Below are 26,431 nucleotides of genomic sequence, written 5' to 3'. Positions count from 1 at the left end.
CAGGTGATCAGCTGTGCAGGGTTTCGGCCGCGTACAGCGTGTTTTCCAGCAGGCAGGCACGGGTCATCGGGCCAACACCACCCGGCACCGGGGTAATCCAGCCGGCACGGGGCAGGGCGGTTTCATACACCACGTCGCCCACCAGCTTGCCGTCGTCCTGACGGTTGATGCCCACGTCGATCACGATGGCGCCTTCCTTGATCCACTCACCCTTGACTAGGCCCGGCTTGCCGGCGGCGACTACCACCAGGTCGGCACGGCCAACATGGCCCGCCAGATCCTTGGTGAAGCGGTGGGTCACGGTCACGGTGCAGCCGGCCAGCAGCAGTTCCATGGCCATTGGGCGACCAACAATGTTGGACGCGCCGACGATCACGGCGTCCAGGCCGTACAGGTCGACGCCGGTGCTTTCCAGCAGGGTCATGATGCCCTTCGGCGTGCAGGGGCGCAGCAGTGGAATACGCTGGGCCAGGCGACCGACGTTATAGGGGTGGAAACCGTCGACGTCTTTGTCGGGGCGGATGCGCTCCAGCAACAGGGAAGCATCCAGATGCTCCGGCAGCGGCAATTGCAGCAGGATGCCGTCGATATTCGGATCGTCGTTGAGGCCGTCGATCAGGTCGGTGAGGGCCTGCTGGGTGGTGTCGGAAGGCAAGTCGTAGGCCTTGGAAATAAAGCCGACCTCTTCACAGTCTTTACGCTTGTGCGAGACATAAACCTGGGAGGCAGGATCGCTGCCGACCAGGATCACCGCGAGCCCCGGCGTGCGCAGGCCAAGCTGGCGACGCTCGGCGACACGTTTGGCGATCTGCTGGCGCAGGCTGGCGGCGATTGATTTGCCGTCGATAAGTTGTGCAGTCATTACGCGTGATTAACCATCGAGAGGGGGAGGAAAAGTGCGCGCATTCTCGCACGCCAGGACGTGAGGGCAAAGGCGCTTGGTCTGCAAATTCCCCTAACCCCTTAAATAAAATGAATTTTTTTCAAAAAAGATTTGACGGCCCCTGGGGGCGTCTATACTATTCGTCGCACTTGTCGGGCACAGCCTAGCACTGGTTAAGAAGGTCGAGCGCAATAGCTGTTTTATTGTGTGAGGCTGGAAGCATTTAGTTTGTAGTCCTCCAAGAGTACAGATTAATCAGGCGCCCGTAGCTCAGCTGGATAGAGCATCCGCCTTCTAAGCGGATGGTCGCAGGTTCGAGTCCTGCCGGGTGCGCCATTAGGCAGCTTTGGCACAAGTAGCGCAAGATGGTGGGCGTAGCTCAGTTGGTAGAGCACGGGATTGTGACTCCCGTTGTCGAGGGTTCGATCCCCTTCGTCCACCCCATATTTCAAAAGGCGCCAGATTTAACGGTCTGGCGCCTTTGTTTTAAAAGTTTCAAGCCGCGGATGTGGTGGAATTGGTAGACACACTGGATTTAGGTTCCAGCGCCGCGAGGCGTAAGAGTTCGAGTCTCTTCATCCGCACCAAATACAGCGTCACCCTTGCCATGGGCTAGGTTGGGGCTTAACAGAGAAGGCAATTGGCTTCTTTGTCACGCAATATGGTGGGCGTAGCTCAGTTGGTAGAGCACGGGATTGTGACTCCCGTTGTCGAGGGTTCGATCCCCTTCGTCCACCCCATATTCCGAAAGGCGCCAGATTTAACAGTCTGGCGCCTTTTTTGTTTTAGCGGTTTGCGTATTCGGCGGCTGCAGGTACTGGGTCGCAGGGGTAGGGCGCTTCGTCGTATTTTTGTTTCTCGATGATGCCGAACTACCCGCCGGCCTTGCGTGCAAGGTCGGCTGTCAGGGAGATGGTCGCTGGCTGCTTCTATATATAGAAGGGTTGGCACAGAGCCCTGGCGTGATTGGCTGTATTTGTCACTGGGGCGAGGAGCATTCGTGCATTCGTACCTGTAAATTGCCTGCTGTTTTTTTACCCGTTTTCAGTAGGGTGACTTCTTGAGTTTGACCCACTAGAATGCATGCCCTTGATTCTTGGGTCGGAAACGGCCGGCTAACGTCTGTGCAACGAGGAATATCCATGCAAGTTTCTGTTGAAAATACTACTGCTCTCGAGCGCCGCATGAGCATCACCGTGCCGGCAGAGCGCATCGAGACCGCGGTCAACAAGCGTCTGCAGCAGACTGCCCAGAAGGCCAAGATCGCTGGTTTCCGTCCAGGCAAAGTGCCGATGAGCGAAATCAAGCGCCGTTTTGGTGCTGATGCACGTCAAGATGCTGTCGGTGACGTGATCCAGGCTTCCTTCTACGAAGCTGTTGTCGAGCAAAAGCTGAACCCGGCTGGCTCGCCTTCCATCGAGCCTAAGTCCCTGGAAGCTGGCAAGGACCTGGAATACGTTGCTGTATTCGAAGTGTTCCCGGAGTTCACCGTTGCTGGCTTCGAAGGTATCGAAATCGAGCGCCTGAGCGCCGAAGTGGCCGATGCCGACCTGGACAACATGCTGGAAATCCTGCGCAAGCAGAACACTCGTTTTGAAGTGGCCGATCGCGCTGCCCAGAACGAAGATCAGTTGAACATCGACTTCGTGGGCAAGGTTGACGGCGAAGTGTTCGCTGGCGGCTCGGCCAAGGGCACCCAGTTGGTACTGGGCTCCAACCGAATGATCCCGGGTTTCGAAGACGGTCTGGTTGGCGCTAAAGCCGGCGAAGAGCGCGTTCTGAACCTGACGTTCCCTGCTGACTACCAGAACCTGGACCTGGCTGGCAAAGCCGCCGAGTTCACTGTGACCGTCAACAGTGTTTCCGAGCCTAAGCTGCCAGAACTGAACGAAGAGTTCTTCGCCCAGTTCGGTATCAAGGAAACCGGTATCGAAGGTTTCCGCGCCGAAGTTCGCAAGAACATGGAGCGTGAGCTGCGCCAGGCCATCAAGTCCAAGGTCAAGAACCAGGTTATGGACGGTCTGCTGGCCTCCAACCCGATCGAAGTGCCTAAGGCCCTGCTGTCCAACGAAGTGGATCGCCTGCGCGTACAAGCTGTTCAGCAGTTTGGTGGCAACATCAAGCCTGATCAACTGCCGGCCGAGCTGTTCGAAGAGCAAGCCAAGCGCCGCGTTGTGCTGGGTCTGATCGTGGCTGAAGTGGTCAAGCAGTTCGACCTCAAGCCAGACGAAGATCGCGTTCGCGAAATGATCCAGGAAATGGCTTCGGCCTACCAGGAGCCTGAGCAGGTCGTGGCTTGGTACTACAAGAATGACCAGCAGCTGAACGAAGTCCGTTCGGTTGTGCTGGAAGAACAAGTTGTGGATACTGTTCTGCAGAAGGCTAAGGTGACCGACAAAGCGGTCTCTTACGAAGAAGCAGTCAAGCCGGCAGAAGCAGCACAAGCCGACTGATTGTCCAACTCGTTTGAAAATACACCCATAAGCCAGCCTCGCGCTGGCTTATGCGTATTCAAGACATGACTATTTGGGAGTAACTGCAGAGCATGTTCCGTAATTCGTATATTCAGCAGAACTCTGATATCCAGGCCGCAGGCGGCCTGGTCCCGATGGTTGTCGAGCAATCTGCTCGTGGCGAACGCGCCTACGACATCTATTCGCGCCTGCTCAAGGAGCGAGTGATCTTTCTGGTTGGTCCGGTAGAGGACTACATGGCCAACCTGATCTGTGCGCAACTGCTGTTCCTTGAAGCGGAAAACCCGGACAAGGACATCCATCTTTACATCAACTCCCCAGGCGGTTCGGTGACAGCCGGCATGTCGATCTACGACACCATGCAGTTCATCAAGCCGAACGTGTCCACCACTTGCATTGGCCAGGCCTGCAGCATGGGTGCATTCCTGCTGACAGCCGGTGCTGAAGGCAAGCGTTTCTGCCTGCCTAACTCGCGTGTGATGATTCACCAGCCACTGGGCGGTTTCCAGGGCCAGGCGTCGGACATCGAAATCCACGCCAAGGAAATCCTGTTTATCCGTGAGCGCCTCAACACGCTGATGGCCAAGCACAGCGGGCACACCCTGGAAGAAATCGAGCGCGACACTAACCGCGACAACTTCATGAGTGCCGAAGCCGCACGTGAATACGGGCTGATCGACGCCGTGATCGACAAGCGCCCCGCTTAATATAAGCAGCTCAAAATAGGCCTGGTCGGCATGTCCGACCACCGGCGGGCTTGAAAAAGCCCGCATAAGCCTTCATCTTGTGTTGCAAGCCTATCGGATTTGGATCGAACGAATGACTGACACCCGCAACGGCGAGGACAACGGCAAGCTGCTCTATTGCTCCTTCTGTGGCAAAAGCCAGCATGAAGTGCGCAAATTGATTGCCGGCCCCTCGGTCTTTATCTGCGACGAGTGCGTCGACCTGTGCAATGACATCATCCGTGAGGAGGTGCAGGAGGCACAGGCCGAGAGCAGCGCGCATAAATTGCCTTCGCCTAAAGAAATCAGCGGCATCCTTGATCAGTACGTGATTGGTCAAGAGCGTGCAAAGAAGGTTCTGGCCGTAGCGGTGTACAACCACTACAAGCGCTTGAACCAGCGTGACAAGAAAGGTGATGAGGTCGAACTCGGCAAGAGCAACATCCTGCTGATCGGTCCTACAGGCTCGGGTAAAACCCTGCTTGCAGAAACCCTCGCTCGCCTGCTGAACGTTCCCTTCACCATCGCCGACGCCACCACCCTCACTGAGGCGGGTTACGTGGGTGAAGATGTCGAGAACATCATTCAGAAACTGCTGCAGAAGTGCGATTACGACGTAGAGAAGGCCCAGATGGGTATTGTCTATATCGATGAAATCGACAAGATTTCGCGCAAGTCTGACAACCCGTCGATCACCCGGGATGTTTCCGGTGAAGGCGTGCAGCAAGCCCTGCTGAAGCTGATTGAAGGCACGGTCGCTTCCGTACCGCCCCAAGGCGGCCGCAAGCACCCGCAGCAGGAATTCCTGCAGGTTGATACGCGTAACATCCTGTTTATCTGTGGCGGTGCGTTCTCCGGCCTGGAAAAGGTTATTCAAAACCGTTCCACCCGTGGCGGCATCGGTTTCAGTGCAGAAGTGCGCAGCAAGGAAGAAGGCAAGAAGGTGGGCGAGTCCCTGCGTGAAGTCGAGCCTGACGATCTGGTCAAGTTCGGTCTGATCCCGGAGTTCGTTGGCCGTCTGCCGGTCCTGGCGACGTTGGACGAGCTGGATGAGGCTGCTCTGATTCAGATCCTCACCGAGCCGAAAAACGCCCTGACCAAGCAATACGCCAAGCTGTTCGAAATGGAAGGTGTAGACCTCGAGTTCCGTGCCGACGCGCTTAAATCGGTGGCCAAGCGGGCACTGGAGCGCAAGACCGGTGCACGCGGTTTGCGTTCGATTCTCGAAGGCGTATTGCTCGACACCATGTACGAAATCCCCTCGCAGTCCGAGGTGAGTAAAGTGGTGATCGACGAAAGCGTTATAGAAGGTAAGTCCAAGCCACTGTATATCTACGAAAACAGTGAGCCGGCTGCCAAGGCTGCGCCAGACGCGTAAGCGTTTCGCAGTTTCGGTACAAACAAGGGGCCTCTAGGGGCCCCTTTGTTTTGCATAGGAATTTTTACTGTGTGTAACTGCCAGCATTGAGCTTGTTTTTTTTACACGCAGCCCCCATCTTGGTTTCAAGCTTACTTTCATCTGTCATAGAGGCGAAATCATGAAGACAACCATTGAATTGCCTCTCCTGCCATTGCGTGATGTGGTTGTGTATCCGCACATGGTTATCCCGCTGTTCGTGGGGCGCGAGAAGTCTATCGAAGCCCTCGAGGCCGCGATGACGGGCGACAAGCAGATCCTGCTGTTGGCCCAGAGAAATCCGGCTGACGACGATCCAGGCGAAGACGCCCTGTATCGCGTCGGCACTATTGCTACCGTTCTGCAATTGCTCAAGCTGCCAGATGGCACCGTCAAGGTGCTGGTCGAGGGCGAGCAGCGCGGTGCGGTCGAGCGCTTCATGGAGGTGGATGGCCACCTGCGTGCAGAAGTGGCGTTGATCGACGAAGTCGATGCGCCTGAGCGTGAATCCGAAGTTTTTGTACGCAGCCTGCTGTCCCAGTTCGAGCAATACGTGCAACTGGGCAAAAAAGTCCCGGCTGAGGTCCTGTCCTCCCTCAACAGCATTGATGAGCCAAGCCGCCTGGTCGACACCATGGCCGCGCACATGGCGCTGAAGATCGAGCAGAAGCAGGACATCCTCGAAATCATCGACCTGTCGACCCGGGTCGAGCACGTCTTGGCCCTGCTGGATGCCGAGATCGACCTGCTGCAGGTTGAGAAACGCATTCGCGGTCGCGTGAAGAAGCAGATGGAGCGCAGCCAGCGCGAGTACTACCTGAATGAGCAGATGAAGGCCATTCAGAAAGAGCTCGGCGACGGCGAAGAAGGCCACAACGAGATCGAAGAGCTGAAAAAGCGCATCGACGCCGCTGGCTTGCCTAAAGACGCGCTGACCAAAGCCACCGCCGAGTTGAACAAACTCAAGCAAATGTCGCCGATGTCCGCCGAAGCCACCGTGGTTCGTTCCTACATCGACTGGCTGGTGCAGGTGCCGTGGAAGGCCCAGACCAAGGTACGCCTGGACCTGGCGCGTGCCGAAGATATCCTCGACGCCGACCACTATGGCCTCGAAGAGGTCAAGGAACGCATCCTCGAATACCTCGCCGTGCAAAAGCGTGTGAAGAAGATTCGTGGCCCGGTATTGTGCCTGGTCGGTCCTCCTGGCGTGGGTAAAACCTCCCTGGCCGAGTCGATCGCCAATGCCACCAACCGCAAATTCGTGCGCATGGCCCTCGGTGGTGTGCGTGATGAAGCGGAAATTCGCGGTCATCGCCGGACTTACATCGGTTCGATGCCGGGAAGATTGATTCAAAAGATGACAAAGGTTGGCGTACGCAACCCACTGTTCCTGCTCGATGAAATCGACAAAATGGGCAGCGACATGCGGGGCGATCCGGCATCGGCCTTGCTCGAAGTGCTCGACCCCGAGCAGAACCACAATTTCAACGACCATTACCTGGAAGTCGACTACGACCTGTCCGACGTAATGTTCCTGTGCACCTCCAACTCCATGAACATCCCGCCGGCGTTGCTGGACCGGATGGAAGTGATTCGTCTGCCGGGTTACACCGAAGACGAGAAGATCAATATCGCCGTCAAATACCTCGCGCCCAAGCAGATTTCGGCCAATGGCCTGAAGAAGGGCGAGATCGAATTCGACGTCGAGTCGATCCGCGACATCATTCGTTACTACACCCGCGAGGCCGGTGTACGGGGCCTTGAGCGCCAGTTGGCGAAGATCTGCCGTAAGGCGGTCAAGGAACACGCCCTGGAAAAACGCTTCTCTGTGAAGGTCACCGCCGATGCTCTGGAACACTTCCTGGGCGTGCGTAAATTCCGCTACGGCCTGGCCGAGCAGCAGGATCAGGTAGGGCAGGTGACTGGCCTGGCGTGGACCCAGGTGGGCGGCGAATTGCTGACCATCGAAGCGGCGGTTATCCCTGGCAAAGGTCAATTGATCAAGACCGGTTCCCTGGGTGATGTGATGGTCGAATCCATCACTGCCGCGCAGACCGTGGTGCGCAGCCGCGCACGCAGCCTGGGGATCCCCCTGGACTTCCACGAGAAGCACGACACCCACATCCACATGCCGGAAGGGGCTACCCCCAAAGACGGCCCCAGCGCTGGCGTAGGCATGTGTACGGCCCTGGTATCGGCCCTGACCGGCATCCCGGTGCGCGCCGATGTCGCCATGACCGGGGAAATCACCCTGCGCGGCCAGGTATTGGCCATTGGTGGCCTGAAGGAAAAGTTGCTGGCGGCCCACCGTGGTGGCATCAAGACGGTGATCATTCCGGAAGAGAATGTTCGCGACTTGAAGGAAATTCCTGACAACATTAAGCAGGATCTGCAGATTAAACCGGTTAAATGGATTGACGAGGTCCTGCAAATTGCGCTGCAATACGCGCCGGAGCCCTTGCCAGATGTGGCTCCGGAGATAGTCGCGAAGGACGAAAAACGCGAGACTGACTCTAAGGAAAGAATTAGCACGCATTAATACGTTTAAGCCTGGTGGCTTCCTTGACAGCTTTTTAGAGCCCTTGTTATAAAGCGGCTCTTAAGTGTCTGTAGGCCATTCAGCACTGGTTTTTGCTTTCACCAAAAAACTTAGAATCATACTCAATAGATATAAGGGGACTTAGAGTGAACAAGTCGGAACTGATTGATGCTATCGCCGCATCTGCTGATATCCCGAAAGCCGCTGCTGGCCGTGCGCTGGACGCAGTAATCGAATCCGTCACTGGCGCTCTCAAGGCCGGCGACTCCGTGGTACTGGTAGGTTTCGGTACTTTTTCTGTGACCGATCGCCCAGCTCGCACTGGCCGTAACCCACAGACTGGCAAAGCACTGCAAATCGCTGCTGCCAAGAAACCAGGTTTCAAAGCCGGTAAAGCCCTGAAAGAAGCCGTTAACTAAGCTTCGTTCAAGCCTTTGCCTATCCGGGCTGGACGCTGGTCTGGCCTGGCAGCGGAGCGGCAACTGACCCGAGTATCCATCGGGTCGCTACGCCGGGGGGCGGGTTCAATACCCGTCCGTTCCGCCAGTTACGAGAAGGCGCATCCTCGGATGCGCCTTTCTTCTATCCGGATTCTACCCACGCTCCACGGTTGCCTAATTTTGAAGTTCAACCGTTTCTGGGGGACGCATGCTGCAGAATATCAGGGACAATTCACAAGGCTGGATTGCCAAGACCATTATCGGCCTCATCGTTGTATTGATGGCTTTCACCGGTATCGAGGCCATTTTCCAGGCCACGACCAACAGCCAGGACGCGGCCAAGGTCAACGGTGAAGAAATCAGTCAAAACGAGCTGAGCCAGGCCGTCGACATGCAACGTCGGCAGCTGATGCAACAACTGGGCAAGGACTTCGATGCGTCCTTGCTGGATGAAAAAATGCTGCGCGAAGCGGCCCTCAAGGGCCTGATCGAGCGCAAGCTGCTGCTGCAAGGCGCGGCGGATTCGAAGTTCTCCTTCTCGGAAGCTGCACTGGACCAAGTGATCCTGCAGACCCCGGAGTTCCAGGAAGACGGCAAGTTCAGCGCTGAACGCTTTGACCAGGTGATCCGTCAACTGGGCTACAGCCGTATGCAATTCCGTCAGATGCTGACCCAGGAAATGCTGATCGGCCAACTGCGTGCAGGCATTGCCGGCAGCGGTTTTGTCACCGATCAGGAAGTCCTGAACTTTGCGCGCCTGGAAAAACAGACCCGTGATTTCGCCACCGTCAGCGTCAAGGCCGACCCGGCCGCAGTGAAACTCACTGACGACGAGGTCAAGGCTTATTACGACCAGCACGCCAAGGAGTTCATGACCCCGGACCAGGTCGTCATCGACTACCTGGAGCTGAAGAAGGCTTCGTTCTTCGACCAGGTAACGGTCAACGACGATGAGCTGCAGGCCCTGTACGAGAAAGAAACCGCCAACCTCGCTGAACAGCGTCGTGCCGCGCACATTCTGATCGAAGTCAACGACAAGGTGACCGAGGCCCAGGCCAAGGCCAAGATCGACGAAGTCCAGGCACGCCTGGCCAAGGGCGAAAGCTTCGAGGCCCTGGCCAAGGAGTTCTCCCAGGATCCGGGCTCGGCCAACAACGGCGGCGACCTGGGTTTTGCAGGCCCTGGCGTCTACGATCCTGAGTTCGAAAGCGCCCTGTACGGCTTGAACCAGGACCAGGTCTCGGCACCGGTACGTTCCAGCTTCGGCTGGCACCTGATCAAGCTGCTGGGTGTTGAAGCGCCAGAAGTGCCATCGTTCGCCAGCCTGAAAGACAAGCTGACCCGCGAGCTGAAGACCCAGCAAGTGGAGCAGCGCTTCGTCGAGGCGACCAAGCAACTGGAAGACGCGGCATTCGAAGCCTCCGACCTGGCCCAGCCAGCTTCGGACCTGAAACTGACCGTGCACACCTCGGCGCCGTTCGGCCGTGAAGGTGGCGAAGGCATCACGGCCAACCGTGCTGTGATCCAGGCAGCTTTCAGCCCTGAAGTGCTGGATGAGGGTGCCAACAGCACCGCCATCGAACTGGATCCGGAAACCATCGTAGTCCTGCGCGCCAAGGAGCACCGCAAGCCGGAGCAACTGCCACTGGAAAGTGTGGCGACCGCCATCCGTGCCCAGATGACCAAGGAGCGTGCAAGCGCTGCGGCGAAGGCTCACGCTGACGAGCTGATCGCCAACCTGCGCGATGGCAAGCTGGCGTTGGACAAGCCGGTTGATGGTCAGGCCTGGAAAGTCACTGAAGCGGCCACCCGTGGCCAGGAAGGCGTTGAGCCTGCCGTACTGCAGGCACTGTTCCGCATGGCCAAGCCTGTTGCTAAAGACAAGCCGACCTTTGCTGACGTGACCCTGCGTGATGGCAGCTTGATGATCGTGCGCTTGAACAGCGTCACCGAAGGGGCTGCGCCAACCGAAGAGGAGAAGGAGCAGTATCGTCGCTTCCTCGCTTCGCGCGTCGGCCAGCAAGACTTCGCTGCGTTCCGCAAAGAACTGGAAGCCAAGGCTGACATCAAGCGCTTCTGATGCTGTGATAGCGTCTCCAAAAAAGACCCCGGCCTGAAACCGGGGTCTTTTTTTGCCTGTTTGTCAGGTGCGGCGTGGCTGTAGGGGGGGGATCAATGCCAGCGTAGCCAAGGCGGCAACGACCCAGGGAAACCACATGACGCCCCATCCCTGAAGCAGTATGCCGCCCAGCAGCCCACCGCCGGCAATCCCCAGGTTCCACACCGTCACCAGCATCGACTGGGCTGCATCCGCCGAGTCACCGGCCGATTTGGCCAGCGCGGTTTGCAGCAAGGCGGGCAAGCCGCCAAATGCCAGGCCCCAGATGGCGACTGACAGGTAGACGACCTCGGTAGAGGCGATCCACAGCCCCAGGGCCAATGCCGCAGCGGCAAACAGCGTGCAACTGATCACCAGCAAGACCTGCAGCAGGCGGTCAATCAACAGGCCGACGATCCAGATTCCCATCAGCGCGGCCAGGCCAAATACCAGCAACACCCGGTCGATGTCGGCGCTAAGCCCTGCGGGCACCAGGAACGGCGCGATATAGGTGTACAGAATGTTGTGCGCCAGCACGTAGGTGAAGGTCACCCACAGCACCGGACGCACCCCCGGCAAACGCAGGACCTGGTGCAAGCCCAGGCGCTGTTGCGCACGTTGCCCGGCAAAGTCCGGCACCTGCCAGCGCACCCACGCCAGTAGCAGCACCGTCAGCCCGGTCATGATCGCAAAGCTCAAGCGCCAACCCACTGCAGTACCCAGAAACGTTCCAGCAGGTACTCCAAGGGATAACGCCAGGGGCGCGCCCAGCATTGCCACGGCAATCGCCCGGCCCTGTAGGTGCGGCGCCACCATGCGGCTGGCATATCCTGCCAGCAGTGCCCAGAGCAAACCCGCGAACACCCCGGCCAACAGCCGTGCGACCAGGGTCAGCCAATACACGCTTGATAGTGCCGTGACACTGTTGACTAGCGCGAAGCCACCAATGGCTAGCATCAGCAAGGGGCGGCGGCGCCAGCCACGGGTGGCGATGGTCAGGGGGATGGCGGCCAGCAACGAGCCGAGGGCATACAGCGTGACGAGCTGGCCGACCAGCGCCTCGCTCACCCCGAGGCCGGCGCTCATCTGGGGCAGCAGACCTGCGGGCATCGCCTCGGTGAGGATAGTGATGAAGCCGGCGGTGGCCAGCGCCAGCAAGCCCGCCATGGGCAGGCGTTCGCGCTGGCTGGGCAGGCATTGCGGTGTACTGCAGTCATTCATGTGGCTCGGCTCCGTATTCAAGGCATCAGGACATCGGGGCAGAGTAGGGGGCTGAACCACTTAGAAAAATGGGCTAAGGTTCTGAACTTATCGGACGTTTATGTCCGTAATTCGCAGGTAGTGACAATGGACAGTCTGGGCAGTATGTCGGTGTTTGTGCAGGTCGCGGAGACCCGCAGCTTTACCCAGGCCGGTCGGCTGCTGGGGGTCTCGTCCTCGGCTGTGGGCAAAAGCATTGCGCGCATGGAGCAGCGTCTGGGGGTGCGGCTGTTCCATCGCAGTACCCGCAGTATCACGCTGACGGCCGAGGGCGCGCTGTTTCTCGAGCGTTCGCGGCGGATCCTGGCCGAGGTTGAAGCGGCCGAGCAGGAGTTGACTGAAGCAGCGACCACCCCCCGAGGCAAATTGCGCATCAGCTTGCCCCAGGTCAGGGGCCTGTTGATGCCGGTGCTGACCGAATTTATGCGGGCCTATCCAGAGATTGAGCTGGACGTGGATTTTTCCGACCGCATGGTGGATGTGATCGAGGAAGGCTTCGACGCTGTGGTGCGCACCGGCAAGCCCGAGGACTCGCGGCTGTCGGCGCGGCTGCTGGGGCACTATCGGTTGGTGCTGGTGGGAGCGCCGCAGTACTTCGCCCTACACGGCGTACCGGCCTGTCCTAAGGACCTCAACCATCATGCCTGCCTGCGTCACAAGTTCTGCGCCACCGGCAAGCTGGAGAGCTGGCCCCTGCGCCATTTACCCGGCGAACCCGAGCCGGTGCTGCGTGCACCGTTGGTCAGCACTACCATCGAGTCGCTAAAGCACGTAGTGCACGAAGGCCTGGGGATTGCCTGCCTGCCGGACTTCATGGTCCGCGAATCCGTCGAACAGGGCCGCCTGCAGCGGGTGCTGGACGATTACCTGGAGCACAGTGGCAGCTTCTGGATGCTCTGGCCGTCGAGCCGACATGCCTCGGCCAAACTGCGGGTGTTTATCGATCATATGAGCGCCAGGCTTTTTCCTGCAGTGCGCGTGGAGCCGGCCAGTGACGTTTTACCGACAGGAATCCGCGCGCGCACCCGGTGATCTGTTGCACAATACCGCCCTGACCGTTTTCCTCAGGATGATCAATGTCGACTTCATTTCACTTGCGTGGCCTTGCGCTCGCGCTGGTGCTGGCAGGCGCCACGGGCTGCTCGTCGCCCAAGACCGCTATCTACGAACATGAGAATTTCGACGATTCCGGTACGTTTTCGCGCAATTACCCGGTCAGCGATGTCGCGGCCTGCGAAGCGGCACGCCGGGCGTTGCTCAGCCAGGGCTACATCATCACCAGCAGCGACCCGAAGCTGGTGAGTGGTAACAAAAGTTTCCAGCAGACCGGCGAGACCCATCTGCAGATCAGCTTCAACGTGGTGTGTGCCGAAGATGGCAGCGGCGAGCATCATGCGACGATGTTTGCCAACGCCCTGCAGGATCGCTACGCGCTGAAGAAGGTCAACAACTCCGCCAGCCTGGGGGTGGGCGTGCTGGGTTCGGTGTCGATGCCGATTGGCTCCACCGACGACTCGATGGTCAAGGTGGCCAGCGAGACCGTCACCTCACCCAAATTCTATGACCGCTACTTTGCCTTGGTGGACGTGTTCCTGCCTCAGGAAGTGAAGGCCGCCGAACACATTCCCGAAGCGCCCAAGGCCGATCTCGGCGTGCCGGAGCCCAAGCCCGCGCCGGTGGTGGACAAGGTGCAAGCGCCGCAGGAAGCGCCGGCCATGCCTGTCGCACCGCCCGTCTCGGAGCCGCTTGCACCACCGGTGGAAGCCACGCCGATTGCGCCAGAGGCAGTACCGGCAGAAGTACCAGCGCCGACTGCGCCTGTGCTGCCGCCACCGACAGAGACCATCCCGCCGCTGCCGGCCAACGGGCAGTAACTAGACGCCGGTCGGGTCGGCTTTATCGACGTCGATCCCGTAGCGGCTGATCGCCTCGCCGACTTTGGTGCGGCTGATCAGGCCGTCATCAGCCAGGGCCTTCAATGTCGCCAAGACGATGAAATGGCGGTCCACCTCGAAGAACTCGCGCAGCGCTTCACGGGTATCGGACTGGCCAAAACCGTCAGTGCCCAGCGCGACAAAGCGCCTGCCTGTGACGAATGGGCGAATCTGATCGGCGAAGATCTTCATGTAGTCGGTGGCAATCACCACCGGCCCCGGGTGGTCCGCCAGGCATTGCTCCACGTAGCTGGTGCGTGGCTCGTCTTCGGGGTGCAAGAGGTTCCAGCGCTCCACCCCAAGGCCCTCGCGGCGCAGTTCGGTGAGGCTGGTAACACTCCAGACGTCACTGTCCACGGCAAAGTCCTCGCGCAGCAAATCTGCGGCGGCGATCACTTCGCGCAGGATCGAGCCACTGCCCATCAGTTGCACCTGGGCTTGCTGACCCGCCTTCAGTCGATACATGCCCTTGAGAATGCGATCCTCGACACCTTCGGGCATGGCCGGGTGCGGGTAGTTTTCATTGAGCAGGGTGATGTAGTAGTAAATGTCCTCCTGTTCGACGTACATGCGCCGCATGCCCTCGCGGATGATTACCGCAAGCTCGTAGGCAAAGGTTGGGTCGTAGGACACGCAGCAAGGAACCACCGAGGCCAGCACATGGCTATGCCCATCATCGTGCTGTAAGCCTTCGCCCATCAGTGTGGTGCGCCCGGCGGTGGCCCCCAGCAGGAAGCCACGGGCCCGCGCATCGCCTGCGGCCCAGGCCAGGTCGCCGACACGCTGGAAACCGAACATCGAGTAGAAAATGTAGAAGGGCAGCGTCATCAGGCCGTGGTTGGCGTAGGACGTGCTGGCAGCGATCCACGAAGAAAACGCGCCGGACTCATTCAGGCCCTCCTGTAGGATCTGCCCGTCTGTGCTCTCTTTGTAGTAGCTCAGTTGCCCGGCGTCCTGCGGGGTGTAGAGCTGGCCCACGGCAGAATGAATACCGATCTGGCGGAACAGGCTTTCCATGCCAAAGGTGCGCGATTCGTCCGGCACAATCGGCACGATCAACTTGCCGATGTTCGGGTCTTTCAGCAGGGTGCCGAGGATGCGCACGAAGGCCATGGTAGTGGAAATGGCACGCTCGCCAGTGTCTTTGAGTTGGGTGGCAAACGCTTCGAGCGGCGGCACTTGCAGGGCCGGTACCGAACTGTGCCGGGCAGGAACATAACCGCCCAGGGCCTGGCGCCGCGCGGCAAAGTAACGGCCTTCTTCGCTGTCGGCAGCGGGCTTGAGATAGGGGATTTCAGCCAGTTGGTCGTCAGCCACCTCCAGGCCGAACCGGTCGCGGAACGCCTTGACGGCCTCGGCGCCCATTTTCTTGAGTTGGTGATTGATGTTCTGGCCTTCGCCTGCCTCGCCCATGCCAAAACCCTTGACGGTTTTCGCCAGGATCACCGTAGGTTGCCCGGTATGGCGGACTGCGGCGGCATAAGCGTTGTAGACCTTGTCGGGGTCATGGCCGCCCCGTGAGAGCTTCCAGATATCGTCGTCGGAAAGATCCTCCACCAGTGCCAGCAACTCCGGGTATTTGCCGAAGAAGTGTTCGCGCACGTAGGCACCGTTTTGCGACTTGTAGTTCTGATAGTCGCCATCTACGCATTCCATCATGCGTTGGCGCAGCAGGCCACTGCGGTCCTTGGCCAGCAGGGCATCCCAGCCACCGCCCCAGATGACTTTGATCACGTTCCAGCCGGCAGCGCGATACAGGCTTTCGAATTCCTGGATGACTTTGGCGTTGCCACGTACCGGGCCGTCGAGGCGTTGCAGGTTGCAGTTGACCACGAAGATCAGGTTATCCAGTTTCTCGCGCCCCGCCAGGGAGATCGCCGCCAGGGATTCCGGCTGGTCCATCTCGCCATCCCCCAGGAACGCCCAAACCTTGCGCCCCGCCTCAGGCTTGAGGGCGCGCAGGTCCAGATAGCGCATGAATCGCGCCTGATAGGCCGCAGTGATCGGCCCCAGGCCCATGGACACGGTAGGAAACTGCCAGAAGTCCGGCATGAGGCGGGGGTGGGGATAGGACGACAGACCCTGGCCGCCGGCCTCGCGGCGGAAGTTATCGAGTTGTGCTTCGTCGATGCGCCCTTCGAGGTAGGCGCGCCCGTAGATGCCTGGCGAGGAGTGCCCCTGGATATACACCAGGTCGCCGGCAAAGGTCTCGGTTCGACCACGGAAGAAATGGTCAAAGCCTACGTCGTAGAGTACCGCGGCCGACGCATAGGTGGCGATATGCCCGCCCACGCCCGAGTGTTTACCGGCGCGCAAGACCATGGCCATGGCGTTCCAGCGGATAAACGCATTGAGCCGGCGTTCGATTGCCAGGTTGCCGGGGTAGGGCAGTTGCCGGTCCACCGCGATGGTGTTGACGTAGGGGGTGGTGACCCGCCCATGGAAGTCGCCATGTCGCGCTACGTCGAAATCCAGCAACTGATCGATCAGGTAATGGGCGCGGGGGCGACCTTCGGTGGACAGCACCGATTCGATGGACTCCAGCCATTCGCGGGTTTCCTGTGGATCGTCGTCGAGTCTTACTGCGTTGTTCGCGTTCATGTGAGGCTCCAGGTGTGCGGATACCAGCGTGCGGTTTCCTTGTGGGAAGGTGATTCGGCACGCTGCAAAAGTAATTGCAATTGCAACTACATGCCTGAATTTAGCGCGGGATGCGCTACCATTGCAACCTTCTCGAATTCCCCGGATGGTGTTGCATGTCGTCGAAAGAGCCTGATGTCTGGTTCCGTTTTGTCAGGGCCCACAGGACAGTCATCCGTGAAATCGAACGGCGCCTGGCCCTGGCCGACCTGCCGCCATACGCCTGGTACGATGCCCTGTGGGGCCTGGAAAGCGGTCCTGATGGCACTCGGCGCATGCATGAATTGGCCGATGTGCTGGCGATCGAGCGCTACAACCTGACGCGATTGGTGGACCGCCTGGAAAAGGACGGCCTGGTGGTGCGCTCACGCTGCGAAGGTGACGGGCGCGCCGCGTTTGCCTCGATCACCGATGAGGGCCGGGTGTTGCGTAAAAAGATGTGGGGCATCTACGAAAGTACTGTGGATGAACTGTTCCTCTCGCAACTCGACGCCGAGCAACGCCAGGGCTTTGCCGATGCGCTGGAGCGCACGGCCGGGCTGGCGATGCAGGCCAGTGTGCAGACCCGCGGACGGCGCAGGCCTGAAACACCATAGGCAAGGGCATGCTCTTGCTCATTTGAGGGCGTACTGTTGCAGCGCGCGCTCCACTTGTCGCACCTCGATCCGTCCCTCGTCTGCCAGCGCCTTCAGGGCCAGCACGGCAATCCAGTAGCGGTCAGGTGCCGTCGGTTGGACTGAGCCGGCCCCCAGCGCGACAAACCGTGCATCCACATGGGCCGCCAACGGGTCGACGATGGATTGCGGATAGCCGGTGACAGCGATCACCGGGCTGTGGTGGGCCGCCAGGCAATCGCGCAAGTGGCAGCTACGCTTTTCGGCCAGAGGGTGCAGGCGGTTCCAGCGCTCGGCGGCGCGTGCTTCCCGCGCCAGTCGGGTGTAGCTGGGGCAGCTCCATAACTGCGCCGATACGTTCCAGTCGGTCTCCAGCAGCCTCGCTGCATGCAGGACTTCTTCAAGTGCGCGGCCAGCCCCCAGCAAGCGCACGTGCAATTCGCCGGGTGGCTCGCGCCCGATCCGATACATCCCCTTGATTGCATCCTGTCGGTCCTGTGGCGCCAGTCCAGGTCCGTCGTCCTGGTCATGCAGGGCCAGGTAGTAAAATCCGGGCCTGCCGTCGACATACAGCGCGTGCAAACCCGCCAGCACAATCGCTCGGGTTTCGTCGCCGGAGGCTGGATCGTATGGGGTGCACTGCGGGTTGCTGGCCAGCCATAGCGCAAGTGAAGTGTGCGCGCCGTGGCGCCCGGAGGCGGGGCGGGTGTGGATGTCGTTGCACAGAATCCCGCGTTGATCGGTGCCCTGGCAGAGGGCACGCAACTGCGCCGATGAAGTGGCGTTATGCAGGTACAGCAGTGGTTTTTCCCCGGTATTACGCGCAAACCAGGTGGGCCAGGCGGTGATGCGCCTGGAGTGGGATTGGCCGCGAATGACCCAGGCTTGCCGGCGTGTCGCCGGGTGGAACTCCAGGGTGTTGGCCATGGCCATCACTGTATACAGGGGCGAGCTGCGGGGTGATTGTTGATCGTTGAGGGTGTCGATGCAGATTCGTGCGGATTGCGCAGTGCTGGCAGTCATGAGTCACGTCCCATGGCAATGGAGCGCATCACCCTACTGGAAGTTGACATGTGATTGCAATTGCAATGATTGCAGTTGCATTTAAATCGCTCGGTTAAATCCGCGCCTGGCTGCTGCGTTTAATCTTCAAGCCCAGGAACGTCATGCCCCTGTCTTTTTTTCGTCATGACGGCACTTTACGCTGGTGATGCAGGTCACTTGAGTCACCTGCTTTGATTAAACAAGGAGTCGACGATGGACGATTATCAAGAAGAGCTGCTGGAATACCAGGCCTTTGAACTGGACCCTTCGCACCCGGCCGACGACGCCACCGAGCTGTAGGCAGGCGTCAGGCGGAATGCCGCTGACTGCGGCGAAATTCCCCTGGGGTCTGGCTGTTCCAGCGCTTGAAGGCCCGTTGAAAGGCTTCCGCTGAGGCGAAACCGAGCAAGTAGGCAATTTCCCCAAACGCCAGTTCGGTATCGCGAATGTAGGTCATGGCCAGGTCGCGACGGGTGTCGTTGATAATGGCGCGAAACTGCGTGCCTTCCTCGGCCAGTTTGCGGCGCAAGGTCCAGGTCGGCAGTTTCAGGCGTGCCGCCACTTCTTCCAGGTCGGGTTCCCGGCCGCCATTGAGCATCGGCCCCAGCAAACGTGTGATGCGCTCGCGCAGGCTGCGGGTGCGGGTCAGTTGTTCTAATTCCCGTTCACACAGTTGCAGCAGCAAGTGCCAGGTACTGGGGCAGTGCTGCGGGTTGCGCAGGCCAAGGCTGTGCTGGCTCAGGCGCAGTTGATTGAGTTCGGCGCCGAACTGGATCGGGCAATCTCCCAGCACGGTGTAGCTTGCGCTGTAGTCCGGCGCGGCGAATTCGATTTCGATCCGCTCGGCCAATATAGGCTGCTGGCACAAGGTCGCCATCTGCTGCAGCCAACCGGCCAGAATCGAGTCCACCACGAAGCGGTTATAGGCGTTGTAGGGGCTGATGGAATAGAAGCGCAGCCAGGCACCCTGGGCGTCTTCATGAAAGCTCGACTGGCCACGGTAGTTGGCGCCGTACAGGGCCTCGAAGCGCGTCAGGGTGCGCGCGGCTTCGCGCACGTTGGGCGCCTGGGCGGCGGTGACGCCGGCCAGGCCAAGTTGATTCATGCGGCTCAACTGGCCCATGCGCAGGCCCAGGCTGGGGTCGCCGGTCAGTTGGATGGCTGCATGGCCCAGGCGCATATAGCGTGGGATCGACAGGCGCGCACCGGGCTCACTCAAGCGCGCCGGGTCGAGGCCGTACTGCAGCAGCAGCGGCTGCGGGTCCAGGCCATGGCTGAGGATGGCGTCGGCCAGGGTATGCACGATGCCCACCGATAAGTCCCCGAGGCGCATCGGTGCCGGTTTCATGGGCTTACAGCCACACGTTCAGCAGGCGCGCACCACGCGCGTTGCTGTCGGCGAAGACTTGGCCCTGGGCACTGAGAAAGCTCTGGCCGCTGGTGCCCTGGTCCCAGAATTGCCCGCGCATGAATACGCTCATGCCCGCACCCGCGAGGCTGATGGGAGGCTGGCTGATCAGGCTCAGACGATGCCAGGCTTCGCCTTCACTGAGCTCTTCGGGCTTGAGGCTGACTTCCGGGGGCGTGGACACGCTCTTGAAGCCGCGCCATGGCTTGTCCCAGGTGTCGCGGCCAATCACCAGTGCCGGCACGGCCACCAATTGCGCGCCTTGTTCGTTGAGCTTGCGGTAGTTGTCGGGGTACCAGCTGTCGCTGCCGATCAGGATACCCAGGCGCCCGGCCGGAGTGTCGATCACACTGATCGCGTTTTCGTCGCCCGGGGCGATAAAGCCGCGCTCATCGAAGATCGGGTAGAGCTGGCGCTGGGGTTGGCCCAACGGCAAGCCATCGCGGTCGAACACCAGGCTGGTGTTGTACAGCGCGCCATGACCGACCTGCAATTGGCCCTGGCTGACGCTCGGGTTGGGCAGGGCGATGGAGCCGGCCACCAGGGTCACTCCGAACTCTTTGGCCAGACCGCCAAACAGCACCTGGTAATCACGTGCCATGGCCGGCGCCTTCATGCGCAGGTAGGCATCGTCCAGGCGGTTATCGCCCTGGGCACTGATCAGTGCGCGCAGGAACAGCAACGGATTGCTTGCCGACAACCAGTTCATCGCCTCTTTCAGGCTGGTGGCCTGATACAGCTGGTTTTTTTCGCCGCTGACCATCAACCAGGTGCCGACGTGCTCCGGCAGGACCACGATGGTTTTGTCGTTGATCAGGCCCATGTCCCGGGCATTGCGCAGATAGGCCGAAAGCTTCAGGTGCAGGCGTTCCAGGCTCTGGTAGTCGGCGGGGAACAGCTCCGGCTGGATGCCCAGCAGGTTGCCGTGATCGGCGGGAGTGCCCTCGTTCACCGCCAGGTTGATCCGCAGGTCCGACAGGTAATGCCCCACGGGGCGCTCCTGGGTCCAGACCAGATAGGCGGAAACGGCGGCGACCAGGGCCATGGTCAGGGTCAAAGCAAGTAATTTACGCATGGGGGAACAGACAACAAGCCGTGTGCAGGGTTCGCCCCTAGGGTAGGGCCCGTCGTCCCGCTTGCCAAGGGGCGCTGCACATTTGGATCAATAAGTTGTCAGTTTCAGTCATTGAGCGCTAAGGGCGGGGCTCTTAGTCTGTGGGACATAAACCGATGGCCGGCCATTCGAGCCTGCCACGTCCCGTGATGATCCGTTGTGGAGCTGTACCATGACCGCTGCTGCCTACCCGCACCTGCTAGCCCCGTTGGACCTGGGTTTTACCACCTTGCGCAACCGTACCCTGATGGGGTCGATGCACACCGGCCTTGAAGAAAAGCCCGGCGGCTTCGAGCGCATGGCCGCGTATTTCGCCGAGCGTGCCCGAGGCGGCGTCGGCCTGATGGTCACCGGCGGTATCGGCCCGAACGATGAAGGCGGGGTGTACTCCGGGGCAGCCAAGCTGACCACTGAAGCCGAAGCGCTGAAGCACAAGATCGTCACCCAGGCCGTCCACGAGGCGGGCGGCAAGATCTGCATGCAGATCCTTCACGCCGGGCGTTATGCCTACAGCCCCAAGCAGGTTGCGCCGAGTGCGATCCAGGCGCCGATCAACCCGTTCAAGCCCAAGGAGCTGGACGAGGAAGGCATCGAGAAGCAGATCAGCGACTTTGTCACCTGCTCTCTGCTGGCCCAGGTCGCCGAGTACGACGGCGTCGAAATCATGGGTTCCGAAGGTTATTTCATTAACCAATTCCTCGCCGCCCACACCAACCATCGCACCGATCGCTGGGGTGGCGCCTACGAAAACCGTATGCGTTTGCCGGTGGAAATCGTGCGCCGGGTGCGCGAAGCCGTCGGGCCGAATTTCATCATCATCTTCCGCCTGTCGATGCTCGACCTGGTGGAAGGCGGCAGCACCTGGGAAGAAATCGTGCAGTTGGCCAAGGCCATCGAGCAGGCGGGCGCGACGATTATCAATACCGGTATCGGCTGGCATGAAGCACGCATCCCGACCATCGCCACCAAGGTGCCGCGCGGCGCGTTCAGTAAAGTCACGGCCAAGCTGCGTGGCGCGGTGCAGATCCCGTTGATCACCACCAACCGTATCAACACCCCGGAAGTGGCCGAGCAGATCCTCGCCGAGGGCGATGCGGACATGGTGTCCATGGCGCGGCCGTTCCTCGCCGACCCGGAGTTCGTCAACAAGGCCGCCGCTGGCCGGGCCGACGAGATCAATACCTGCATCGGCTGCAACCAGGCCTGCCTGGACCACACCTTCGGTGGCAAATTGACCACCTGCCTGGTCAACCCGCGCGCCTGCTACGAGACCGAGCTCAATTACCTGCCGGTCAAGCTGATCAAGAAAATCGCCGTGGTCGGCGCCGGCCCAGCCGGCCTGGCTGCTGCCACCGTGGCGGCGGAGCGCGGCCATCAGGTGACCCTGTTCGATTCGGCCAGCGAGATCGGTGGCCAGTTCAACGTGGCCAAGCGTGTGCCGGGCAAGGAAGAATTTTTTGAAACCCTGCGTTACTTCAAGCGCAAGCTGCAGACCACCCATGTCGAACTGTGCCTCAACACCCGGGTCGATGTAGCGCAACTGGTGGCCGGCGGTTATGACGAGATCATTCTCGCCACCGGTATCGCGCCGCGTACCCCGGCGATTCCTGGCGTGGAAAACCCCAAGGTGCTCAGCTACCTGGACGTGCTTCTGCAGCGCAAACCGGTGGGCAAGCGCGTTGCGGTGATCGGCGCCGGTGGTATCGGCTTTGACGTGTCGGAGTTCCTTGTGCACCAGGGCGTGTCCACCAGCCTGGACCGCGAAGCGTTCTGGAAGGAGTGGGGCATCGACACCCTCCTGCAGGCGCGCGGTGGCGTGGCCGGGATCAAGGCCCAGCCCCATGCCCCGGCGCGTGAGGTGTACTTGCTGCAGCGCAAGGCTTCCAAGGTTGGCGACGGCCTGGGCAAGACCACCGGCTGGATCCACCGTACCGGCCTGAAGAACAAAAAAGTGCAGATGCTCAATAGCGTCGAGTACCTGAAGATCGACGACGCCGGCCTGCATATCCGGATCGGCGCCGAGGGCGAGCCCCAGGTGCTGGCGGTGGACAATATCGTCATCTGCGCCGGCCAAGACCCGTTGCGCGAGTTGCAGGACGGCCTGGTCGCCGCTGGCCAGAACGTGCACCTGATCGGGGGGGCGGACGTGGCTGCCGAGTTGGACGCCAAGCGCGCCATCAACCAGGGCTCGCGCCTCGCCGCCGAGCTGTAAGGCGACACGAGGGGCGGTGTTAGACTACCGCCCCTTTTTTTATGCAGACATGCACTGATGGGTCCTTTCGACTGGCTTCCCCATGCGCCCCTTGAACCTTTGCAGCTGGAGTGGCTGAACGGGGTCGAGGTGGCCGTGTTGCGCCTGGACCGCATCGACCCGCTGATCAGCGGCAACAAGTGGTTCAAACTCACCGGGCACCTGGCCGAGGCGCAACAGGCGGGGGCCAGCGGCGTCATCAGCCTGGGTGGCGCCTACTCCAATCATCTGCATGCCCTGGCGGCGGCCGGCAAACGCTTCGGTTTTGCCACCGTCGGCCTGCTGCGTGGGCACCCACAAGACACCCCGACCGTCCTCGACCTGCAAGCTTTCGGCATGCAACTGCACTGGCTGGGCTATGGCGGTTACCGCGCGCGCCATGGGCCGGACTTCTGGTTGCCTTGGCGCGAGCAATACCCGGATTTGCATCCCGTGCCCGAAGGCGGCGGCGCAATGACAGGGGCGTTGGGCTGTGGCGTGTTGGTCGAGCAGGTGCGCAGGCAGTTGCACACCCTGGGCTGGGCCGATTACCACGGCTGGTGGCTGGCAGCCGGTACCGGTACCACCCTGGCGGGCCTGGTGCTGGCGGAGGCGGGTGCCCATCTTGTGTACGGGGCCCTGGCGGTGCCGGATGACCACGGCGTTGCGCAGAACGTGCAGGCTATTGTGCCGGGCGGGTATGAGTTGCTGGATGCCAGCCGTGGCGGCTTTGCAAAGGTCGATCCGTTATTGCTTGAGTTTATCCAGGCCACCGAGCGGGCCAGCGGCCTGCTGTTGGAACCGCTTTACACCGGCAAGGCGCTGCTGGCGCTCAAACAACAGATCGAGGCCGGGCGCTTTGCCCCCGGCACTCGCCTGATTTTTGTGCACACCGGTGGCCTGCAAGGCCGTCGGGGTTTTGTGGATTAACGCTTGGGCAACATGCGCAACACGGTGTTATCCCGCATGAAGTAGTGGTGGTACAGACCCGCCGCGGCATGCAGGCCGATCAGCCAGTAACCGAGGGTGCCGCCCAACACATGCCAGCCTTCGATCTGCTTGGCCAGGTCCTTGTTCTCACCAATCAGCGGTGGCAACTCGATCCCGTAGAACCACACCGAATGCCCTTCGGCACTGACGATCAGCCAGCCAAAGATCGGCATGCCGATCATGAACACATACAGCGCCACATGCATCAGCGTCGCCAGCAGGGCTTGCCATTGCGGCGGCGCGGGTAAAATCTTCGGCGCCACGCCAAGGCTGCGGGCAAACAGGCGCAGCCAGACCAGTACGAATACGGTCAGGCCGAACATGAAGTGCATTTCCTTGATCAGGGTGCGGCCGCCGCTACCCTTGGGGAAAATCCCGCGAAACTCAATGGTGGTGTAGACCAGCACCAGCAGCACTAGCATCAGCCAGTGCAAGGCGATGGACATCGTACTGTAACGTGACTCGCTGTTTTTCCACGGCATCGCGTATTTCCTCACTCATCAGGGGCAAACCTCCGTTCTTTGGCGACGAAGTCCCTTTAGCCTAAACCTGTTATGCAAGGTTTGCCCGAGTGAGGGGCGATGTATTGACGTCGATCAGGCGCTTTGCGGCATTTCACCACGGGCCAGGCGCTGATTGATGTCGGCGATCACGCCGGGCAGGTCGGTGATGGTGTCGATCAGGTAGTGCGGGCGCGAGCCGGCAAACAGCGTTTCGATGCGCTGGCGTTCACTAGCCAGGGTCGCCGGGTCCAGGGCGCGGAACTGCTCGTAGGTCAGGCCCAGGGCGTTGCCTGAGCAGGTCAGCGCCACGGTCCACATCCCGGCGCGGCGGCCTTCGAGGATGCCCGGCACGGTGTCGTCGATCTTCACGCAGGCCGCCACGTCATCGATGCCCAGGGCGATCACGTTGGCCAGGGCCTGGGCCGGCCATGGGCGGCCATTGGGTACTTCGTCGGTGGCCACGACGTGGTCGGCGATGTAGCCGTTGGTGGCGGCCAACTCGACCACTTTGTCCATCACTTGTTTGGGGTAGCCGGAGCAGGAGCCGATCTTGATCCCTTGCGCACGCAGCGCGGCAATGGTCTCCAGGGCGCCGGGAATCAGCGCCGAGTGTTCGGCGATCTTCTCGATCTGCAACGGCATGAAGCGCTCGTAGATGGCGGTCACGTCATCGTCGGTCGGCGTGCGGCCGAAGGCCTTGCGATAGCGCTCGGCGACTTGCGGCTGATCGCACAGGGTGCGGATGTGGTCCCACTTGCCCATGCCCATCGGGCCACGGGCTTCTTCGATGGAGACCTGCACGTCGAACTCGGCAAACGCTTCGACAAAAATCTGCGTAGGCGCGAAGGAGCCGAAGTCGACCACGGTGCCGGCCCAGTCAAGGATGGCGGCCTGCAGGGTGTTGGGGTTCTGATAGTTCATGGTTTAAATCCTGTCAGTAAGGGGTAGGAGTCGGCTTGCCGGCGATGGCGGCCGTGAAGGCCCCATCGCCGAGGGAATCAGATTTCGAGTACTTCCATCTCTTGCAGCGCCTGGGCAATCGCCGCCACCGCCGCTTGCATCTCGGCCTGGTTGACATGGCCGATGCAGCCGACGCGGAAGGTCTCCACCTGGGTCAATTTGCCCGGATACAGAATGAAACCCTTGGCCTTGACCCGCTCGTAGAAGTCTTTGAACTGGTAGCGCGGATCGTTCGGCGCATGGAAGGTGACGATGATCGGCGCCTGGATCGCGCTCGGCAGGAAGCTGCGCAGGCCCAGGTCGGCCATGCCATCCAGCAGCGTCTGGCAGTTGGCTGCATAGCGCTGATGGCGCGCCGGCAAGCCGCCTTCTTCGTTGTATTGCAGCAGCGCTTCATGCAGGGCGGCCACCACATGGGTCGGCGGGGTAAAGCGCCATTGCCCGGTCTTGGCCATGTAGGCGTGCTGGTCGAACAAATCCATGGCCAGGGAGTGGCTGTTGCCCTGGGCCGCGGCCAGGGCCTCTTTTTTCGCAAACACAAAACCCATGCCTGGCACGCCTTCCAGGCATTTGCCGGAGGCGGCGATCAGTGCATCGAACGGCACCTGGGCGGCGTCGATGGGCAGCGCGCCAAAGGAGCTCATGGCGTCGATGATCAGGTGCTTGCCGTGGTGCTGGATGACCTGGGCGATTTCCGGCAGTGGGTTGAGGATGCCGGTGCTGGTTTCGCAGTGGATCAGCGCGATATGGGTGATGCTGCTGTCAGCCTGCAACAGCCGGTCGACATCGGCGGCTGTGGTGGGCTGGTCTTCGGCGGTTTCGAAGGTGCTGAACGGGCGGCCCAGCACTTCGCAGATCTTCGCCAGGCGCTTGCCGTACGCGCCGTTGATCAGCACCAGTACCTTGCCATCGCGGGGTACCAGGGTGCCGATGGCAGCTTCGACGGCGAACGTGCCGCTGCCCTGCAAGGGCACGCAGTGATGGCTGTCGCCACCGTTGATGATCGCCAGCAGTTGCTCGCAGAGGCTGGCGGTCAGTTGGTTGAAGCGGTCATCCCACGAACCCCAGTCAACCATCATCGCCTGGCGGGTGCGGGCGGAGGTGGTCAGGGGCCCAGGTGTGAGCAGGATCGGCGCGGCAGTACTCATTCTCATGTCCTCGCAAAGCAGTGGGATGAAG

General features: G+C 60.6%; 20 protein-coding genes and 4 tRNA genes. 15 read left to right on the top strand and 9 right to left on the bottom strand.

Going from position 1 to position 26,431, the window contains the following annotated elements:
• Positions 1–7 precede the first annotated feature (7 nt).
• Complete coding sequence (gene folD, locus HBR94_RS19990) at positions 8–862, bottom strand: bifunctional methylenetetrahydrofolate dehydrogenase/methenyltetrahydrofolate cyclohydrolase FolD (protein ID WP_057445013.1); 855 nt, start codon at positions 860–862, stop codon at positions 8–10.
• 280 nt (positions 863–1,142) lie between these two features.
• Here folD and HBR94_RS19985 point away from each other — a divergent pair.
• From HBR94_RS19985 to HBR94_RS19940, 10 genes are all read left to right on the top strand, one after another.
• Positions 1,143–1,219: transfer RNA gene (locus HBR94_RS19985), tRNA-Arg, on the top strand.
• Positions 1,220–1,251: 32 nt separating this feature from the next.
• A tRNA-His gene (locus HBR94_RS19980) sits at positions 1,252–1,327 on the top strand.
• Between the two features lie 58 nt (positions 1,328–1,385).
• A tRNA-Leu gene (locus HBR94_RS19975) sits at positions 1,386–1,470 on the top strand.
• A 77-nt stretch (positions 1,471–1,547) separates the two neighbouring features.
• Positions 1,548–1,623, top strand: a tRNA-His gene (locus HBR94_RS19970).
• Positions 1,624–2,025: 402 nt separating this feature from the next.
• Positions 2,026–3,336, top strand: coding sequence for a trigger factor (gene tig / locus HBR94_RS19965; protein WP_057441496.1), 1,311 nt, complete (start codon positions 2,026–2,028; stop codon positions 3,334–3,336).
• A 92-nt stretch (positions 3,337–3,428) separates the two neighbouring features.
• The gene (gene clpP / locus HBR94_RS19960) at positions 3,429–4,064 is read left to right on the top strand and encodes an ATP-dependent Clp endopeptidase proteolytic subunit ClpP (protein ID WP_029298421.1); all 636 of its coding nucleotides are present in this window, start codon (positions 3,429–3,431) and stop codon (positions 4,062–4,064) included.
• Positions 4,065–4,176: 112 nt separating this feature from the next.
• On the top strand, positions 4,177–5,460 hold the full coding sequence (clpX, locus tag HBR94_RS19955; protein ID WP_029298419.1) for an ATP-dependent Clp protease ATP-binding subunit ClpX: 1,284 nt from the start codon (positions 4,177–4,179) through the stop codon (positions 5,458–5,460).
• A 160-nt stretch (positions 5,461–5,620) separates the two neighbouring features.
• The gene (lon, locus tag HBR94_RS19950) at positions 5,621–8,017 is read left to right on the top strand and encodes an endopeptidase La (protein ID WP_057441499.1); all 2,397 of its coding nucleotides are present in this window, start codon (positions 5,621–5,623) and stop codon (positions 8,015–8,017) included.
• A 146-nt stretch (positions 8,018–8,163) separates the two neighbouring features.
• Positions 8,164–8,436, top strand: a complete 273-nt coding sequence (locus HBR94_RS19945) for an HU family DNA-binding protein (protein ID WP_003174819.1) — start codon at positions 8,164–8,166, stop codon at positions 8,434–8,436.
• A gap of 229 nt (positions 8,437–8,665) precedes the next feature.
• A complete protein-coding gene (locus HBR94_RS19940) occupies positions 8,666–10,537 on the top strand; it encodes a SurA N-terminal domain-containing protein (protein WP_115128511.1) in 1,872 nt (623 codons plus the stop codon).
• Between the two features lie 63 nt (positions 10,538–10,600).
• On the opposite strand, the gene HBR94_RS19935 is transcribed toward HBR94_RS19940, so the two are convergent.
• On the bottom strand, positions 10,601–11,776 hold the full coding sequence (locus HBR94_RS19935) for an MFS transporter (RefSeq protein WP_170045433.1): 1,176 nt from the start codon (positions 11,774–11,776) through the stop codon (positions 10,601–10,603).
• A gap of 126 nt (positions 11,777–11,902) precedes the next feature.
• Between HBR94_RS19935 and HBR94_RS19930 the strand changes: the two genes are divergently transcribed.
• Positions 11,903–12,847 carry a LysR family transcriptional regulator gene (locus HBR94_RS19930; RefSeq protein ID WP_170045432.1) on the top strand — a complete coding sequence of 315 codons (945 nt, stop codon included), beginning with the start codon at positions 11,903–11,905 and terminating at the stop codon, positions 12,845–12,847.
• Positions 12,848–12,891: 44 nt separating this feature from the next.
• Positions 12,892–13,689, top strand: a complete 798-nt coding sequence (locus HBR94_RS19925) for a DUF2242 domain-containing protein (RefSeq protein WP_170045431.1) — start codon at positions 12,892–12,894, stop codon at positions 13,687–13,689.
• Here HBR94_RS19925 and aceE read toward each other — a convergent pair whose 3' ends face one another.
• Positions 13,690–16,350, bottom strand: coding sequence for a pyruvate dehydrogenase (acetyl-transferring), homodimeric type (aceE, locus tag HBR94_RS19920; protein ID WP_170045430.1), 2,661 nt, complete (start codon positions 16,348–16,350; stop codon positions 13,690–13,692).
• A 155-nt stretch (positions 16,351–16,505) separates the two neighbouring features.
• On the opposite strand from aceE, the gene HBR94_RS19915 reads away from it, so the two are divergent.
• A complete protein-coding gene (locus HBR94_RS19915) occupies positions 16,506–16,985 on the top strand; it encodes a MarR family transcriptional regulator (RefSeq protein WP_057441509.1) in 480 nt (159 codons plus the stop codon).
• 18 nt (positions 16,986–17,003) lie between these two features.
• Here HBR94_RS19915 and HBR94_RS19910 read toward each other — a convergent pair whose 3' ends face one another.
• From HBR94_RS19910 to HBR94_RS19900, 3 genes are all read right to left on the bottom strand, one after another.
• Positions 17,004–18,026 (bottom strand): pyruvate dehydrogenase, encoded by a 1,023-nt coding sequence (locus HBR94_RS19910; RefSeq protein WP_170045429.1) that lies wholly within the window; start codon positions 18,024–18,026, stop codon positions 17,004–17,006.
• Positions 18,027–18,354: 328 nt separating this feature from the next.
• Positions 18,355–19,395 carry an AraC family transcriptional regulator gene (locus HBR94_RS19905; protein WP_170045428.1) on the bottom strand — a complete coding sequence of 347 codons (1,041 nt, stop codon included), beginning with the start codon at positions 19,393–19,395 and terminating at the stop codon, positions 18,355–18,357.
• 4 nt (positions 19,396–19,399) lie between these two features.
• The gene (locus HBR94_RS19900) at positions 19,400–20,530 is read right to left on the bottom strand and encodes a carbon-nitrogen hydrolase family protein (RefSeq protein WP_057441515.1); all 1,131 of its coding nucleotides are present in this window, start codon (positions 20,528–20,530) and stop codon (positions 19,400–19,402) included.
• 211 nt (positions 20,531–20,741) lie between these two features.
• Between HBR94_RS19900 and HBR94_RS19895 the strand changes: the two genes are divergently transcribed.
• Both HBR94_RS19895 and HBR94_RS19890 read left to right on the top strand, forming a co-directional pair.
• A complete protein-coding gene (locus HBR94_RS19895; protein ID WP_170045427.1) occupies positions 20,742–22,781 on the top strand; it encodes an NADPH-dependent 2,4-dienoyl-CoA reductase in 2,040 nt (679 codons plus the stop codon).
• A gap of 57 nt (positions 22,782–22,838) precedes the next feature.
• On the top strand, positions 22,839–23,729 hold the full coding sequence (locus HBR94_RS19890) for a 1-aminocyclopropane-1-carboxylate deaminase (protein WP_170045426.1): 891 nt from the start codon (positions 22,839–22,841) through the stop codon (positions 23,727–23,729).
• Here HBR94_RS19890 and HBR94_RS19885 read toward each other — a convergent pair.
• The 3 genes from HBR94_RS19885 to HBR94_RS19875 form a co-directional block, all read right to left on the bottom strand.
• Positions 23,726–24,271: a cytochrome b gene (locus tag HBR94_RS19885; RefSeq protein ID WP_057960053.1), complete on the bottom strand. Its 546-nt coding sequence runs from the start codon at positions 24,269–24,271 to the stop codon at positions 23,726–23,728. The two genes, HBR94_RS19890 and HBR94_RS19885, sit on opposite strands and share 4 nt — an antisense overlap.
• Positions 24,272–24,385: 114 nt before the next feature.
• Positions 24,386–25,213 (bottom strand): phosphonoacetaldehyde hydrolase, encoded by an 828-nt coding sequence (phnX, locus tag HBR94_RS19880; RefSeq protein WP_057441522.1) that lies wholly within the window; start codon positions 25,211–25,213, stop codon positions 24,386–24,388.
• A 77-nt stretch (positions 25,214–25,290) separates the two neighbouring features.
• Positions 25,291–26,400: a 2-aminoethylphosphonate--pyruvate transaminase gene (locus tag HBR94_RS19875; RefSeq protein ID WP_170045425.1), complete on the bottom strand. Its 1,110-nt coding sequence runs from the start codon at positions 26,398–26,400 to the stop codon at positions 25,291–25,293.
• Between the last annotated feature and the right edge of the window lie 31 nt (positions 26,401–26,431).

Origin of the sequence: Pseudomonas sp. WS 5412, assembly GCF_012985615.1 — a bacterium.
Taxonomy (GTDB): domain Bacteria; phylum Pseudomonadota; class Gammaproteobacteria; order Pseudomonadales; family Pseudomonadaceae; genus Aquipseudomonas; species Aquipseudomonas shahriarae.
This window is presented reverse-complemented; position numbering and strand designations above follow the sequence as displayed.